At 71.5% G+C, this 14,164-nt stretch carries 12 protein-coding genes; 5 read left to right on the top strand and 7 right to left on the bottom strand.

Going from position 1 to position 14,164, the window contains the following annotated elements; all coding sequences use genetic code 11:
- Positions 1-266: 266 nt before the first annotated feature.
- The 5 genes from ACFJIT_RS01090 to ACFJIT_RS01070 form a co-directional block, all read right to left on the bottom strand.
- On the bottom strand, positions 267-1,976 hold the full coding sequence (locus tag ACFJIT_RS01090) for a diguanylate cyclase (RefSeq protein WP_379654742.1): 1,710 nt from the start codon (positions 1,974-1,976) through the stop codon (positions 267-269).
- Positions 1,977-2,101: 125 nt separating this feature from the next.
- Positions 2,102-2,704 (bottom strand): response regulator transcription factor, encoded by a 603-nt coding sequence (locus tag ACFJIT_RS01085; RefSeq protein ID WP_379654741.1) that lies wholly within the window; start codon positions 2,702-2,704, stop codon positions 2,102-2,104.
- Positions 2,705-2,938: 234 nt separating this feature from the next.
- A complete protein-coding gene (locus tag ACFJIT_RS01080) occupies positions 2,939-4,138 on the bottom strand; it encodes a sensor histidine kinase (RefSeq protein ID WP_379654740.1) in 1,200 nt (399 codons plus the stop codon).
- A 52-nt stretch (positions 4,139-4,190) separates the two neighbouring features.
- Positions 4,191-4,949, bottom strand: a complete 759-nt coding sequence (locus tag ACFJIT_RS01075; protein WP_379654739.1) for an ABC transporter permease — start codon at positions 4,947-4,949, stop codon at positions 4,191-4,193.
- Positions 4,946-5,863, bottom strand: a complete 918-nt coding sequence (locus ACFJIT_RS01070; RefSeq protein ID WP_379654738.1) for an ABC transporter ATP-binding protein — start codon at positions 5,861-5,863, stop codon at positions 4,946-4,948. Before ACFJIT_RS01070 ends, ACFJIT_RS01075 begins: the two co-directional genes overlap by 4 nt.
- A gap of 225 nt (positions 5,864-6,088) precedes the next feature.
- Between ACFJIT_RS01070 and ACFJIT_RS01065 the strand changes: the two genes are divergently transcribed.
- The 5 genes from ACFJIT_RS01065 (at position 6,089) to ACFJIT_RS01045 (ending at position 12,180) form a co-directional block, all read left to right on the top strand.
- Positions 6,089-7,339: an efflux RND transporter periplasmic adaptor subunit gene (locus ACFJIT_RS01065; RefSeq protein WP_379654737.1), complete on the top strand. Its 1,251-nt coding sequence runs from the start codon at positions 6,089-6,091 to the stop codon at positions 7,337-7,339.
- 171 nt (positions 7,340-7,510) lie between these two features.
- Positions 7,511-8,197: an ABC transporter ATP-binding protein gene (locus ACFJIT_RS01060; protein WP_379654736.1), complete on the top strand. Its 687-nt coding sequence runs from the start codon at positions 7,511-7,513 to the stop codon at positions 8,195-8,197.
- Positions 8,198-8,309: 112 nt separating this feature from the next.
- Positions 8,310-9,467, top strand: coding sequence for an ABC transporter permease (locus tag ACFJIT_RS01055; RefSeq protein WP_379654735.1), 1,158 nt, complete (start codon positions 8,310-8,312; stop codon positions 9,465-9,467).
- Positions 9,468-9,479: 12 nt separating this feature from the next.
- The gene (locus ACFJIT_RS01050; RefSeq protein WP_130524482.1) at positions 9,480-10,793 is read left to right on the top strand and encodes an ABC transporter permease; all 1,314 of its coding nucleotides are present in this window, start codon (positions 9,480-9,482) and stop codon (positions 10,791-10,793) included.
- A gap of 274 nt (positions 10,794-11,067) precedes the next feature.
- Positions 11,068-12,180: an alpha/beta hydrolase gene (locus ACFJIT_RS01045; RefSeq protein WP_379654734.1), complete on the top strand. Its 1,113-nt coding sequence runs from the start codon at positions 11,068-11,070 to the stop codon at positions 12,178-12,180.
- 330 nt (positions 12,181-12,510) lie between these two features.
- On the opposite strand, the gene ACFJIT_RS01040 is transcribed toward ACFJIT_RS01045, so the two are convergent.
- The gene (locus ACFJIT_RS01040) at positions 12,511-13,134 is read right to left on the bottom strand and encodes an NTP transferase domain-containing protein (RefSeq protein ID WP_379654733.1); all 624 of its coding nucleotides are present in this window, start codon (positions 13,132-13,134) and stop codon (positions 12,511-12,513) included.
- Complete coding sequence (locus ACFJIT_RS01035; protein WP_379654732.1) at positions 13,131-14,138, bottom strand: XdhC family protein; 1,008 nt, start codon at positions 14,136-14,138, stop codon at positions 13,131-13,133. Before ACFJIT_RS01035 ends, ACFJIT_RS01040 begins: the two co-directional genes overlap by 4 nt.
- Positions 14,139-14,164 lie beyond the last annotated feature (26 nt).

Below are 14,164 nucleotides of genomic sequence, written 5' to 3'. Positions count from 1 at the left end.
TCCCCAGATCTCCCAACAGCCTGCCTGTAGAGCGGAGCTTGCTCCGCTGCTCTTCGTTCGGTTCGTGGAGGAAGGCCCCAGCGGAGCGAGCTCCGCTCTACAGGTGGGAGCAGATGTCTCCACATATCTCCCAACAGCCTGGGTGTAGAGCGGAGCTTGTGGCAATCCCCTCTTGGGGACTCCGCTGCGCTTCGTTCGGTTCGTAGAGGAAGGCCCCAGCGGAGCGAGCTCCGCTCTACAGATGTGAGCCGCCCACAGGAGCAGGCTCACACCCGAGGCAGCGCTCCGGCCGAGCGGACGGCACGCGGGTCGTGGCTGCTTTCGACGCGGTTGCGGCCCTGCGCCTTGGCGCGGTACAGGGCCTGGTCGGCGCTGCGCAGCAGGGCCTCGGGCTCCTGGCCGTCGTGCGGGAAGCAGGCCAGGCCGATCGACACCGTCACCGGCGGCAGGTCCTTGCCCAGATGCGGCACGCGCATGGCCTCGACCGCGGCGCGGATCTGCTCGGCGCGCTCGGCCGCGGCCTGCGGCGTGGACTCGGGCAGGATCAGGGTGAACTCCTCGCCGCCATAGCGGCAGGCGATGTCCTCCTGCCGCGACAGTTGCTGCAGCAGCCGGCCGAAGCCGGCCAGCAGCGCGTCGCCGCCCGGGTGGCCGTGGGTGTCGTTGAAGCGCTTGAAGTGATCCAGGTCCAGCATCATCAGCGCCAGCGGCAGGCCGCGGCGCGCGCAGCGCGCCAGTTCGCGCGCCAGCGATTCTTCCAGATAGCGGCGGTTGAACAGGCCGGTCAGCGGCTCGCGGATGGACTGGATGCGCAGGCGTTCCTGCAGCTCCAGGTTGGACAGCGCCATGGCCAGCTGCTCGGCCGCGGTCTCGATCAGCTGCACGCGCGCCAGGAAGGCGTCGTCGTCCGCGGAGACATACAGGAACCCCAGCTGCTGGCCCTGCGCCATGAGCGGGATGCAGGCGGTGGCGCCGGTGTCGCCCTCGATATGGTGGCAGCGCAGTGTGCCCGGACCCTGCACCAGCTGCGGTTGGCCGCGGCGCAGCGCCCAGCAATCATCAGGCGTCAGCATCGCCGCGCTGGCCGCGCTCGGCGTGCCCCAGCCGCCCATCGCCTCGGCGTAGTCCTGCGAGGCGCGGATGCGATAGATGCTGCCGCCGGTGCCCGGCATCAGCTGCGTCATGACCTCGCAGGTCAAGGCCAGCGCCTCCTCCGCGCGCACGCAGCTCTGCAGCATGCTGGCGAAGTGGCTGAGCACGCGCAGGTCGCCGCTGGTGTGCTCCAGCTCGGCCACGGTGGCCTCCAGGCGCGCGTTGCTCTGCTGGATCCGGCGCTCGGCGCGGCGGCGGCCGCGGATCTCGCGCACCATCAGCGCATAGACCATGGCGATGACCAGGATGCCGATCGGGATGCCGGCGATCGCCAGGATGCGCAGCAGCGTGGCGCTCTCGTCGCTGGAGGCGGCGCGTTCGACCAGCAGCGCGCGCTCGGCGTCGCCCATCGTCCGCGCCTGGCGGCGGATGGCATCGGAGGTCAGACGCGCCTGCGTGTCGATCGTCGCCTGCGCGGCGGCCAGGCCCTGCTGCTGGTAGATCCGCACCACCGCGTCGGTCTGACGCAGGCGCTGGTCGATCAGCGTGCGCAGCTGGGTGACGCGCTGCTCCTGCGGGCCGTTGTCGCGCACCAGCGCGCCGAGCGCGGCGAACAGCTGCGGAATCTGTTCCTTGCCGGCCTGGTAATCGGCCAGGTAACCGACCTGGCCGGTCAGCAGATAGCCGCGTTCGGCCGATTCGGCCTCGCGCAGGCGCGCCTCGATCTCATCGATGCGCGCCATCACCTCGTGGGTGTGCGAGACCCAGCGCGCATCGGTGGCGAAGCGGTCGGCGCCGCGCAGGATGCCCCAGCCGATCAGGACGAAGATCATGGCCGCCAGCAGCGGGCCGATCTGGTTGACGAGGCGGTTCTTGGACAGCATGCGCGGCGTGGGCGGGACGACGCGCCATGGTAGCGGGCAGGCGCGATGCGATTGCGTGCAAAAGGCTTACGCGCGTCGCAGTTTTCGATTCGCGCGCAGGCGCCAGGCCCGTCGCGCTTGGGCGCTCAAAGCCAGCCCTTCTGCCGCGCCACGCGGAAGGCTTCGATGCGGTTGCCCACGCCGAGCTTGCTGATCGCCTCGGACAGGTAGTTGCGCACGGTGCCGTGCGAGAGATGCAGTTGCCTGGCGATGTCGGTGGCGCTGGCGCCGTCGCCGGCCAGGCGCAGCACCTGGCGCTCGCGCTCGTTGAGCGGATCGCGCTCGGACCAGGCTTCCAGCGCCAGCTCCGGGGCGATGGCGCGGCCGCCGCGATGCACGCTGCGCAGCGCCTCGGCCAGGTGTTCGGGCGGCGCGTCCTTGAGCAGGTAGCCGGCCACGCCGGCGTCCAGCGCGCGGCGCAGGAAGCCGGGCCGGGCGAAGGTGGTGACGATCACCACGCGCGTGGCCAGGCCGTGGCGCTGCACGCGCTGGGCCAGCTCCAGGCCGGACAGGCCGGGCATCTCGATGTCGGTGACCAGCACGTCGGGCGAGAGCCGCTGCAGGGCGCGCCAGGCGGCTTCGCCGTCGGCGGCCGCTTCGAGCACCTCGATGTCGTCCTCCAGCCCGAGCAGCGCGGCCAGCGCGCCGCGCACCATGGCCTGGTCTTCGGCCAGCAGGACGCGGATCACGGCAGAGGGAGCTGGGTGGGCATGGCGTGATTCTATATGGGGAAGCTTCATCGCCGCCGCTGCGGCGCCCCCCCTGTAGAGCGGAGCTTGCTCCGCTGAGGCTTTCCCGATCGATCCCGGCCAAAAGCAGCGGAGCAAGCTCCGCTCTACAAGAAGGCCGCGAGCTGGAACGGAGCTTGCTTCGATGGGGCTTTCCCGATTGATCCGGCCAAAAGCAGCGGAGCAAGCTCCGCTCTACAGGGGGGATGCGATTTGATTTGAAGAGACCGTTGCGGCCACGGTGGAGTCTTCGGCGAGTGCGGGGGAGGCGCAGGGCACGTGCGCCAGCACGGTGGTGCCGTGGCCGCGCACGCTGTCCACCTGCAGCGTGCCGCCGAGGGCCTGCACGCGGGCGCGCATGCCGTCCAGGCCGTTGCCCGGCACCAGCGCGCCGCCGCGACCGTCGTCGTGGATGCGCAGCGTCAGCGCCTGGTCCAGCGCGGCCACCGCGATGCGCACCGTGCGCGCCTGCGCGTGGCGCTGCACGTTGGTCACCGCCTCGCGCAGGACCATGGCGAAGGCGGTCTCCACCGCCGGCGGCAGCGGCGTGCCGTCGACGCGGTAGTCCATCGTGATGCCGTCGGTCTCCAGCAACAGCTTGGCCGAGGCCAGCTCGGCGGCCAGCTGCGCCGAGCGGATGCCGCTGACCGCGCGCCGCACCTGGGCCAGCGCCTCGCGCGAGACGCGGCTGACTTCGTCCATCTCCACGCGCGCGGCGCGCGGATCGCGCTCGATCAGGCGCGCGGCCAGGTCGGACTTCAGCGCCACCAGCGACAGGGTGTGGCCGAGCAGGTCGTGCAGGTCACGGCCGATGCGTTCGCGCTCGGCCACCGCGGCCAGGCGGCGGACCTCCTCGTGGCTCAGGCGCAGGGCCGAGTCCTTGCGCTGGTTGATCTGCTGCACCGCGATCACCAGCCCGGTGCCGATGGTGGAAATGGGCAGCCACAGCAGGATCTGCCAGGGGTAGCCGACCGCCAGCGCGCACGTCAGGAACGCGGCGTTGAGCACCAGCATGATCCCCAGGTAGCGCACGAACGCGTGCCGTCCCTCCACCCGCAGCGTCAGGCAGCCGAAGATGAAATAGCTGATGGCCGAGGGATACACCGGACACAGCGCCGCGGCCATCGCCACCATGCCCAGCGCCGCGATGTTCGCCCGCCGGCGCGGCCACACGATCGTCAGCGTGTACAGCAGCACGAACAGCGGATACGACACCAGCGTGCACAGCCACCAGGTCGCGGTGAAGCCGTTGCGCTCGAACACCGGCACCACGAACACCCAGGCCGACCAGATCAGGTGGACCGCCTCGGTCCACGGCGACTTGCCCTGCGCGATCTGGGCGGCGGCGTGCGAGCCAGGCGCGGGCCGCAGCCATGCGGGAACGGAAAAGATCATGGCGTCGGATCCTGGGCGAAGCCACGATCTTGCCACCACAGGCGCCGGGACTTCATGCGCGACGCAGCCGGCGCCGGGCGAGCGCGAGGCACACCGCCGTGAACGCGGCCAGCACGCCCGCGTGGACCAGCACCGCGCCGCCGGCATCCTGTCCCACCACCCGCAGCGCCAGCTGGCCCAGATGCCAGGCCGGCCACAGCGGTGCGAACTTGGTAAAGAAGCCCGGCAGCATCGACAGCGGCAGCCACAGGCCGGACAGCAGCGACATCGGCAGGTAGATCATGTTGACCACCGCCGGGGCGCCGCTGCCGCCGACCAGGGCGCCGACCAGCAGCCCCAGCGCGCAGAATGGCAGCACGCCCAGCACGTCCACCGTCAGCAGGGCGGCCACCTGCGCGGGCGTCAGCTGCACGCCGCCCAGCACGGTGCCGGCGATCAGCAGCAGCACGCCGACGCACAGCGCGAAGACCATGGCCATGAGCATGCGCGCGGCCAGCGGCGCGCCCGGCGGCACCGGAAGCGCGCGCTTGAGGGTGAGCAGGCCGCGTTCGCGGTCCAGCGCCAGGCTGACGCCGAAGCCGAACAGGCCCGGCCCCATCACCCCGAACACGCTGTAGCTGGCCATCAGATAGCGCTTGGCCTCGGCATGGCCATGATTGAGCAGCACACCGAACAGCAGATAGAACATCAGCGGAAACAGCAGCGTGGGCAGCACGAAGGAGCGCGTGCGCAGCAGCCGCAGCGCCTCGAAGCGCGCCTCGTTGGCATACAGCCGCAGCGTGGACGGCGCGGTGGCGGTGATGGCGTTCATGCGGCCTCCCGGCCTTGGGTGATGGCGAGGAAGGCGTCGGCCAGGCCGGCGCGGCGCACTTCCAGTTCGTCCAGCTGCGGATCGGCGGCGAGCAGGCGCGCGACGATGGGCTCGGCCGGTTCGGCCTGGATCTCCAGGACCTGCCCGTCGTAGCGCACCGCGTGCACGCCGGGCCAACGGGCGATCTCCGCCGCCGGCACCTGGGTGCGGGCGCGGATGCAGCGCTGCAGCACGCGGCCGCGCAGCTCGGCCACGCTGCCGCGCGCGACGATGTGCCCGGCCTGCAGCACCGCGACCTCGTCGGCGAGCGCCTCGGCCTCCTCCAGGTAGTGGGTGGTCAGCAGCACGGCGCAGCCGGCCGCGGCGCGGGCGCGGATCGCCGCCCACAGCTGGCGCCGCGCCTGGATGTCCAGGCCGGTGGCGGGCTCGTCCAGGAACAGCACCTCGGGCCGGCCGCAGATGGCCAGGGCGAACTGCACGCGCCGCTGTTGCCCGCCCGACAGCCGGCCGTAGCGGCGCGGCAGCAGGCCGTCCAGGCCGGCGATGGCCACGCAGTCGGCCACGCTCAGCGGGCAGGCGTAGTAGCCGCGCGTCTGCGCGATCAGCTCGCCGACGGTGAGCGTGTCGGGCAAGGCGGCGCTCTGCAGCATCACGCCGACCCGGCGCCGCGCGCTCAGTTCCTCGGGGTCGTGTCCGAACAGCAGCGCCTGCCCGGCGTCGGGCCGCTGCAGGCCCAGCAGCAGGGCCACGCTGGTGCTCTTGCCGGCGCCGTTGGGGCCGAGCAGCGCCAGCACCTGGCCGGGCCGCAGCGCCAGATCGACGCCGTCGAGCGCGACCAGCGCGCCATAGCGGGCATGCGCGCCGAGCAGCGCCGCGGGTGCCGGTGAAGCCGGATCGAGAGGAATGACGGGCATGGGACGTATCAGCCATTACCGGAAGGTGCGGTTAGCCTGCGCCGTCATGCGCGGGTCCGGCAGTGGCGTCGATCAGCCATTGCGGATGACAGCTGTCACTGGCCGCAGGGCCCACGCGCCGCGCATGCTGCGCCCCGACCGCAGGCAGGTTGTGACTTCCGGCAACTTGGTACGAATCACCCGGTCTGGTCACACTTGCGCCTCAACGACGTCATCGATGGATCCATGAACGCCTCAGCCGAACTGCTCAAGGAGCTGCGCATCGATCGCAGCAAGGCCCCGCCGCCGGCGCCCTCGCGCAAGGGTGTGTGGATCGCGGTAGTCGTCGTGCTGGTGTTGCTGGTGCTGGCGGCGGCCGCGTGGTTCGCGCTCGGCCGGGCCAAGCCGGTGCAGGTGCGCACGGCCACGGTCGCGGCGATGACCGGCGGCGCCGACGCGCCGGCCTCGGTGCTGGACGCCACCGGCTATGTGGTCGCGCGGCGCACGGCCACCGTCTCGGCGCAGATCACCGGCCGGGTCGAGGAGGTGATGATCGAGGAAGGCCAGCGCGTGGAGGCCGGCCAGATCCTGGCGCGCCTGGACCCGATCAACGCCGATGCCGAAAAGCGCCTGGCGCAGTCCCAGCTCTCCTCCTCGCAGAGCCAGGTGCAGAACGTGCAGGCGCAGCTGACCCGGGCCGAGGCCGAGGCCCGGCGCCTGGATGCGCTGGTGAACCAGCAGCTGGTCTCGCGCTCGCAGTACGACCAGCAGGTCGCCGAGCGCGATGCGCTGCGCGCCCAGCTGGAGACCGCGCGCCGCAACGTGCAGGTCGCCCGCGACCAGCTGAAGATCTCCAGCATCGGCAAGGACTACACCGTGGTGCGCGCGCCCTTCGCCGGGGTGATCACCGCCAAGGCGGCCCAGCCCGGCGAGATCGTCTCGCCGCTGTCGGCCGGCGGCGGTTTCACCCGCACCGGCATCGGCACCATCGTGGACATGGATTCGCTGGAGGTCGAGGTGGACGTGGGCGAGGCCTACATCGGCCGCGTGCAGCCCAAGATGCCGGTGGTGGCCACGCTCAACGCCTATCCAGACTGGAAGATCCCGGCCGAGGTGATCGCCGTGATCCCCACCGCCGACCGCGGCAAGGCCACGGTCAAGGTGCGCATCGCGCTGAAGGTCAAGGACCCGCGCATCGTGCCGGAGATGGGCGTCAACGTGAGCTTCCTGGAGGCCGCGCCCAAGGCCGACGCACCGGCGCCGCAGGGCGTGCGCGTGCCGGCCGCGGCGGTGGTGGAGCGCGATGGCGTACCGGTGGCCTTCGTCGTCGAGGGCGACAAGGTCCAGCGCCGCACGCTCAAGCCCGGCCAGACGCTGGCCAGCGAGCGCCAGATCCTCGACGGCCTGCGCGCCGGCGAGCAGGTGGTGCTCGATCCACCGGCCACGCTCAAGGACGGCGACAGCGTCGCGGTCGGCGATGGTGCACCGGCGTCCTGAGGTCTTCGAGTTTCAGGCGGCGGGCGATGTCGAACCCCGCCGCGCACGACCGTCGTTGCAATCGAGCAAGACCGGCGCAGCAGGCGCCGGACCGCACGCGAAGGGCGCCACGCGCCTTGCGCCTGTTTCCTTTTGCCCGGGCCTTGGCCCGCATCCACACGAGGCATCGTCATGACGTCCCTGGTTTCGATCCGCAACCTCACCAAGACCTACCAGCGCGGCCCGGAAAAGGTGCACGTGCTGCACGGCCTGGACCTGGACATCACCGCCGGCGACTTCGTCGCGCTGATGGGGCCGTCCGGCTCGGGCAAGACCACCCTGCTCAATCTGATCGGCGGGCTGGATTCGCCGACCTCGGGCGAGATCCAGATCGAGGGCGAGCACATCGAGCGGCTCAGCGGCGGCCAGCTGGCCAACTGGCGCAGCCGGCACGTGGGCTTCGTGTTCCAGTTCTACAACCTGATGCCGATGCTCACCGCGCAGAAGAACGTCGAGCTGCCGCTGCTGCTGACCGACCTGTCGGCCGCCGACCGCAAGCGCCGCGCGCAGATCGCCCTGACCCTGGTGGGCCTGGCCGAGCGCCGCGACCATCGCCCCAACGAGCTCTCCGGCGGCCAGCAGCAGCGCGTGGCCATCGCCCGGGCCATCGTCTCCGACCCGACCTTCCTGATCTGCGACGAACCCACCGGCGATCTGGACCGCGCCTCGGCCGAGGAAGTGCTGACCCTGCTGCAGCTGCTCAATCGCGACCACGGCAAGACCATCATCATGGTCACCCACGATCCCAAGGCCGCCGAGTACGCCACCCATACGGTGCACCTGGACAAGGGCGAGCTGGCCGATGCGGTCGAGCATTGAGCGATGAAACCCGGCGTGGGCCGTGCGCGAACGCAATCGCGCGCCGAGGCCCGCGCCGCGCGACGCCTCCACGCGCTTCTCCCTTAGTCCTCCTCGCCTCACGAGGTCCGTCATGAAATATCTCTCCCTGGTCTGGGCGCAGCTGTTCCGCAGCAAGACGCGCACCTTCCTGACCCTGCTCAGCGTGGTCGCCGCGTTCCTGCTGTACGGGATGCTCGACTCGGTACGCGTGGCGTTCAATTCCGGCGGCTCGGTCGATGGCGCCAACCGCCTGATCGTCGCCTCGCGCCTGTCCATCACCCAGACCCTGCCGCTCAACCTGGAGCAGAAGATCAAGCAGGTCCAGGGGGTCAAGGACGTGACCTATGCGATGTGGTTCGGCGGCATCTACCGCGACCCGAAGGACTTCTTCCCCAACTTCTCGGTCGCGCCCAACTACTTCGACCTCTACCCCAACCTGCAGCTGCCGCCCGAGCAGCTCAAGGCCTTCCAGAGCACGCGTACCGGCGCGGTGGTGGGCGAGACGCTGGCCAACAAGTTCGGCTGGAAGCTCGGCGACACCATCCCGCTGCAGGCCACCATCTTCCCGCGCGGCGGCAGCAACGACTGGCCGCTGCAGCTGGTGGGCATCTTCCGCGCCAAGGACCGCAGCACGGCGGCCAACGAGGAGAACCAGCTGGTGATGAACTGGAAGTACTTCGATGAGTCCAACGACTACATCAAGAGCCAGGTCAGCTGGTACACGGTCACGCTCCACAACCCGGACGACGCCTCGCGCGTGGCCCAGGCCATCGATGCGCTGTCGATGAACTCCGACCACGAGACCAAGTCGCAGACCGAGTCGTCCTGGCAGCAGGCCTTCGTCAAGCAGTTCGCCGACATCGGCCTGATCGTCACCTCGATCATGGGCGCGGTGTTCTTCACCCTGCTGCTGCTGACCGGCAACACCATGGCCCAGGCCGTGCGCGAGCGCGTGCCGGAGCTGGCCACGCTCAAGACGCTGGGCTTCCAGGACCGCACGATGCTGTGGCTGGTGCTGGTCGAATCGCTGCTGCTGATCGGCCTGGGCGGGGCGATCGGCCTGGGGCTGGCGGCGGGCATCCTGCCGGCGCTGGCGGCCAAGGCCGGCGGCATGCTGCCGGCGCGCGTGCCCGGCCAGACCTGGGCCGTCGGCGCGGGCCTGGTGGTGGTGATCGGGCTGGTGGTGGGCGTGCTGCCGGCGCTACGCGCCAGCCGCCTGAAGATCGTCGATGCACTGGCCGGCCGCTGAAGGAGCGCACGCATGAAACGCAAGCAAGGGTTGTGGAATGCGCTGACCATCGGCGCACTGGTGGTGGCCATCGGCGTCTGGGTGGCGCTGCCGTGGTTTCTCGTGTTGGCGCTCGCGGCGCTGCTGGGGCTGTGGCTGGGGCTGACCCGCACCGGCCGCCTGGCGCTGCAGGCCACGCGCATCGGCGTGGCCAGCCTGCCCCAGCGCTGGGGCGCGGCCTCGGTGATCGTGGTCGGCATCGCCGGCGTGGTCGCGGTGCTGGTGGCGATGCTGGCGATGGGCAACGGCTTCCAGGCCCAGCTCAACGGCACCGGCGATGAGACCAGCGCCATCGTGCTGCGCGGCGGCTCGCAGGCCGAGGCCAACTCGGTCATCACCCGCGACCAGCTGCCGCTGATCGGCCGCCTGCCCGGCATCGCGCGCGATGCCAACGGCCGGCCGCTGGTCTCGGCCGAGCTGTCGCAGGTGGTCGCGCTGCCGTCCAAGTCCGATGGTTCGGACACCAATGTGCAGGTGCGCGGCGTGGGCGAGGAGGCCTGGGCCGTGCACGAGCGCATGCGGATCATCCAGGGCCGGCGCTTCAAGCCGGGCATGCGCGAGCTGGTGGTCGGCCAGGGCGCGCTGCATCAGTTCGGTGGACTCTCGGTCGGCCAGCCGCTGAAGCTGGGCAACCAGCAGTGGCAGGTGGTCGGCGTGTTCGCCTCCGGCGATGCGCACGACTCGGAGCTGTGGGCCGATGCGGAAACCCTGGCCAGCGCCTACAACCGCCGCGCCTACCAGTCGGTGACCGTCAGGACCGAGGGCAAGGCCGGCTTCGAGCAGTTCAGGGCCGCCATGGCTGGCGATCCGCGCCTGAAGCTGGACGTGGAGACCACGCGCGCCTACTACGCCAAGCAGGGCGGCGGCCTCAACAAGCTGCTGACCATCCTGGGCACGGTGATCGGCGCGATCATGGCGGTGGGCGCGGTGTTCGGCGCGCTCAATACGATGTATGCGGCGGTGGCCGCCCGCGCCCGCGAGATCGCCACCATGCGCGCGATCGGGTTCCGTGGCCTGCCGGTGGTGACAGCGGTGATGCTGGAAACCATGCTGCTGGCGCTGCTGGGCGGGTTGCTGGGCGGCGCGCTGGCGTGGCTGCTGTTCAACAACTACAGCGTGTCCACGCTGGGGCAGAACTTCAGCCAGGTGGTGTTCCAGTTCAAGGTCTCCGCGCCGCTGCTGTGGAGCGGGCTGAAGTGGGCGCTGGCGATCGGGCTGGTGGGCGGGTTGTTCCCGGCCCTGCGCGCGGCACGCCTGCCGATCACCCAGGCGCTGCGCGAGGTCTGAGGGCTGCTTCCGCCACGAGCGCTTGGATGCGGTGAGGTCACCGCCAGCGCAGCGGAAGGTGTGGCGTGGCGTCGCCGGCGGTCTGGCCATCGACGCCTGCAGTCGATCGGACACGGCGGTCACCGCGCATCGTCGTCGCGGTGACCGCCTAACCGCACGCAAGCCGCCTGTCTGAACCCACGACAGCTGTCATGCGAATGTCATGCCGGTGCGATAGCGCGCCGGCCGGCGGCGGCGCTAGGCTGCGCCGCCGTTCGCTGTCTTCCCCACGCCGATGTCCCGCCTGCTTGTGCTGGTGCTCGCCTGCTGCGTCTGGCTGGTCGCCTGCATCCCGCCCAACTCGACCTCGCTCAGCACCCGCATCGTCGCGCCCGGTGGCGTGTCGCCGTTGCTGGATGCTCCGCGCATCGAGGGGCTGATGGCGCGTCTGCCCACCCGCAGCGGCAAGCTGCCGGGGCAAGGCGGCCTGCCGATCTACTGGCGCGCGCTGGACCCGGGCGACTACCGGCTGGACTACCGCTACACCGGCAACCCGGACGGCAGCGCGCTGCAGCAGGTGGCCTTCGACGTGGACTTCGTGCGGCCGCAGGCGCCGGCCGTCCCGCGCGGCACGGTGGTGCTGCTGCACGGCTGGATGATGGACGGCGACTCGCTGATGCCCTGGGCGCTGCAGCTGGCCCAGGCCGGCTACCGCACCGTCACCCTAGACCTGCGCAACCACGGCCGTTCCGGCAGCGGGCCGGCCGGCTACGGCACGCGCGAAGGGCAGGACGTGGCACGCGTGGTCGCGCAGCTGCGCCAACGCGGCGAGATCGCCGGCCCGCTGTACCTGTTCGGCGTGTCCTACGGCGCGGCCACGGCGATCTTCGCCGCGCACGACCTGGGCACCCAGGTGGCCGGCGTGGTGGCGATGGAATCCTTCGCCAATGCCGGCCGCGGCATCCGCGACATGGTCCCGCACATGCTGGCCGCGCGGCCGGACACGTGGAAGTCCGCCGCGACCACGCTGATCGCGCAGGCCACCTACGGCCGGCAGAACCTCGACGCGGTGATCGCCGCGGCCGACGCGCAGCTGGGGCTCAACCTGGACGATGTCGACGTGGCCGGCGCCCTGCGTGCCACGCCGGCCTGCGTGCTGATCGTCCATGGCGCCAACGACCACCACATCCCGGTCGCGCACGGCCGCATGCTCGCCGCCGCCGCGCCACGCGACCGTTATCTGGAAGTGCCGGGCGAAACCCATCTGAGCCTGCCGATGCGCCTGGACCGGCTGGCGCCGACGGTGGACGCCTGGTTCGCCGCCACCGCCACCCCGGCCTCGCGCTGCCCCGTGCCCGAGGCGCTGACCCCGCCGCTGCCGACCGAGACACTGACGGCGCAGCGCTGAAGGCGAAAAGCCGAAGGCCGCTGCGGGGGCGATGAGGCCTTCCGATCACGCCGCATCACTGTCTGCCCAGCAAGGCCAGTTGCGAGGCGAAAACCCTGCATCGCCTGAGCCGCCCTTTTGGCCTTTTCGGCCAATGGCGGCGATGGGCTCTACCGGCAAAGCACTTCGCCGCCGCGGGCCAAAAAGCCATAAGGACGGCTCCCACCTGTAGAGCGGAGCTTGCTCCGCTGCTCTTCGTTCAGTTCGTGGAAAAGCCCCAGCGGAGCAAGCTCCGCTCTACATGTAGGCCGCCGCGAGATTCGAGGAGACGGTTGCTCCCCCAAGAAGCGGCTACTCGCTCGTGGACGGCAGTGGATCGATCAGGCCGCGGGCGGTCGCCGTGACCAGGTCCGCCGGCGTGTCCAGGTCCAACTCCAGCTCCGGCGCCGCAAGCCGGCCGACCGTCTCGGGCGTCAGCGCGTTGAGCAGCTCGCGCAGGCCGGCATCGCCCTGCGGCTGGGCCTGCGCCAGGCGCGCCAGCGTGACCACCGCGGGGATGCCGATACGCGCGCCGTGCACCGTGCCGGCGCAGCCCGAGTCGGCCCGCGCGGCGGCCTCGAGCAGCGCCTGGAGATGCGCGGCCTCCAGCGCCGGCTGATCGCAGGCCAGCAGCAGCACGCGCGTGGCGCCGCGCGCGTCGATCGCCAGCGCATCGCGCGCGGCGCGCACGCTGGCGGCCAGGCCTTCGCGCCACTGGCGGTTCATGACGGTCTCCACGTCGGCGGCGCGCACCGCGGCGCTGACCTGGGTCGCGCGCGCGCCGACCACCACCAGCAGGCGCAGGGGCGCGGTGGCACGGGCCAGGCGCACGGCGCGGCGGACCAGCGGTTCACCCGCGCGCGGCAGCAGCTGCTTGACGCGGCCCAGGCGCCGGCTGCCGCCGGCGGCCAGCACCACGGCGATGTGGTCGCTCACGCCGTGCGGCCGTGATGCCAGGCCTGCAGCTGCGCGGCGATACTCAGCGCGATGGCCTGTGCGCCGCGCCCGCCCAGGTCCAGCCCCACCGGCGAACGCAGCCGCGGGGCCAGCGCCTGGCGCGCCACCGGCGGCAACAGGCGGAACAGGTCCTGCTGCCGCCGCACCGGCCCGAGCAGGCCGACGAAGGGGATATCGGTCGCGGCCAGCGCTTCGAGCGCTTCGCGATCCAGTTCGAAGTTGTGGTGCATGACCAGCGCGGCGTCGGCCCCGGCCGAAGCCGGCAGCGTCAGCGCCTCGGCAGGCGCCAGGGGCTGCAGCGCATCGGCGCCGACGGCATGCGCGTCGCCCGGCTGCCAGCGCGGGCGGCGTTCGACCAGGGTCGTGGTCCAGCCGATCTCGCGCAGCAGCGGCAGCAGCAGCGGCGTCTCCGGGCCGGCGCCCAGCACCAGCACCTGCGGCGGCGCCTGGAACAGCAGCCCGATGCCGGCGGCCAGCCCGCCCGGCGCAGGCGCGCAGGGCAGCGTCCAGCGCTGCGCGCCCAGCGTGAGGGTCAGCTGATCGAGCTTGTGCGTCTGCAGCCGCAGCGTCTGATCCTGGCCGCCGCGCCAGGCGGCGATCGCGGTCTCCAGCCCCGGCAGCAGCGCGAGCGGCAGCAGCGTCAGCTGCAGGCGGCCGCGGCAGCCGATCGCCGAGCCGGACAGCAGGTCCTCGTCTTCGCGGGTGTCCAGTTCCAGCCAGTCGGCCGCGCCGTGCTCGATCGCCGCCAGCGCGCGCACCTGGATCTCAGGCTCCAGGCAACCGCCGCTGAGCCAGCCGACCTGGCCACCGTGGGTATCGAACAGCGCCATCGCGCCGGCACGCACATAGGTCGAGCCGTCGGTGTCCACCACCAGCGCCAGTGCCGCATGCGCGGGGTCGGCGCCGGCGGCGGCGTCCAGCACCGCGCGCTGGACGTCGGCGATCTTCGGCGGGGCGGTCACGTCGTCCTTCATGGCGGCCATGGTCGCGCCTGCGGGCTGACGGGGTC

It is taken from the genome of Pseudoxanthomonas sp. UC19_8, assembly GCF_042700505.1.
GTDB lineage: Bacteria > Pseudomonadota > Gammaproteobacteria > Xanthomonadales > Xanthomonadaceae > Pseudoxanthomonas_A > Pseudoxanthomonas_A winnipegensis.
The sequence above is the reverse complement of the archived record's forward strand: the minus strand, read 5'-3'. Positions and strand labels throughout refer to the sequence as shown.

What these genes read in the sequence shown, in the direction of transcription:
- ACFJIT_RS01060 (WP_379654736.1), top strand. Translation starts at nt 7,511, where the DNA reads ATGACGTCCCTGGTTTCGATCCGCAACCTCACCAAGACCTACCAGCGC.
- ACFJIT_RS01080 (WP_379654740.1), bottom strand. Translation starts at nt 4,138, where the DNA reads ATGATCTTTTCCGTTCCCGCATGGCTGCGGCCCGCGCCTGGCTCGCAC.
- ACFJIT_RS01050 (WP_130524482.1), top strand. Translation starts at nt 9,480, where the DNA reads ATGAAACGCAAGCAAGGGTTGTGGAATGCGCTGACCATCGGCGCACTG.
- ACFJIT_RS01065 (WP_379654737.1), top strand. Translation starts at nt 6,089, where the DNA reads ATGAACGCCTCAGCCGAACTGCTCAAGGAGCTGCGCATCGATCGCAGC.
- ACFJIT_RS01075 (WP_379654739.1), bottom strand. Translation starts at nt 4,949, where the DNA reads ATGAACGCCATCACCGCCACCGCGCCGTCCACGCTGCGGCTGTATGCC.
- ACFJIT_RS01055 (WP_379654735.1), top strand. Translation starts at nt 8,310, where the DNA reads ATGAAATATCTCTCCCTGGTCTGGGCGCAGCTGTTCCGCAGCAAGACG.
- ACFJIT_RS01035 (WP_379654732.1), bottom strand. Translation starts at nt 14,138, where the DNA reads ATGGCCGCCATGAAGGACGACGTGACCGCCCCGCCGAAGATCGCCGAC.
- ACFJIT_RS01070 (WP_379654738.1), bottom strand. Translation starts at nt 5,863, where the DNA reads ATGCCCGTCATTCCTCTCGATCCGGCTTCACCGGCACCCGCGGCGCTG.
- ACFJIT_RS01090 (WP_379654742.1), bottom strand. Translation starts at nt 1,976, where the DNA reads ATGCTGTCCAAGAACCGCCTCGTCAACCAGATCGGCCCGCTGCTGGCG.
- ACFJIT_RS01045 (WP_379654734.1), top strand. Translation starts at nt 11,068, where the DNA reads ATGTCCCGCCTGCTTGTGCTGGTGCTCGCCTGCTGCGTCTGGCTGGTC.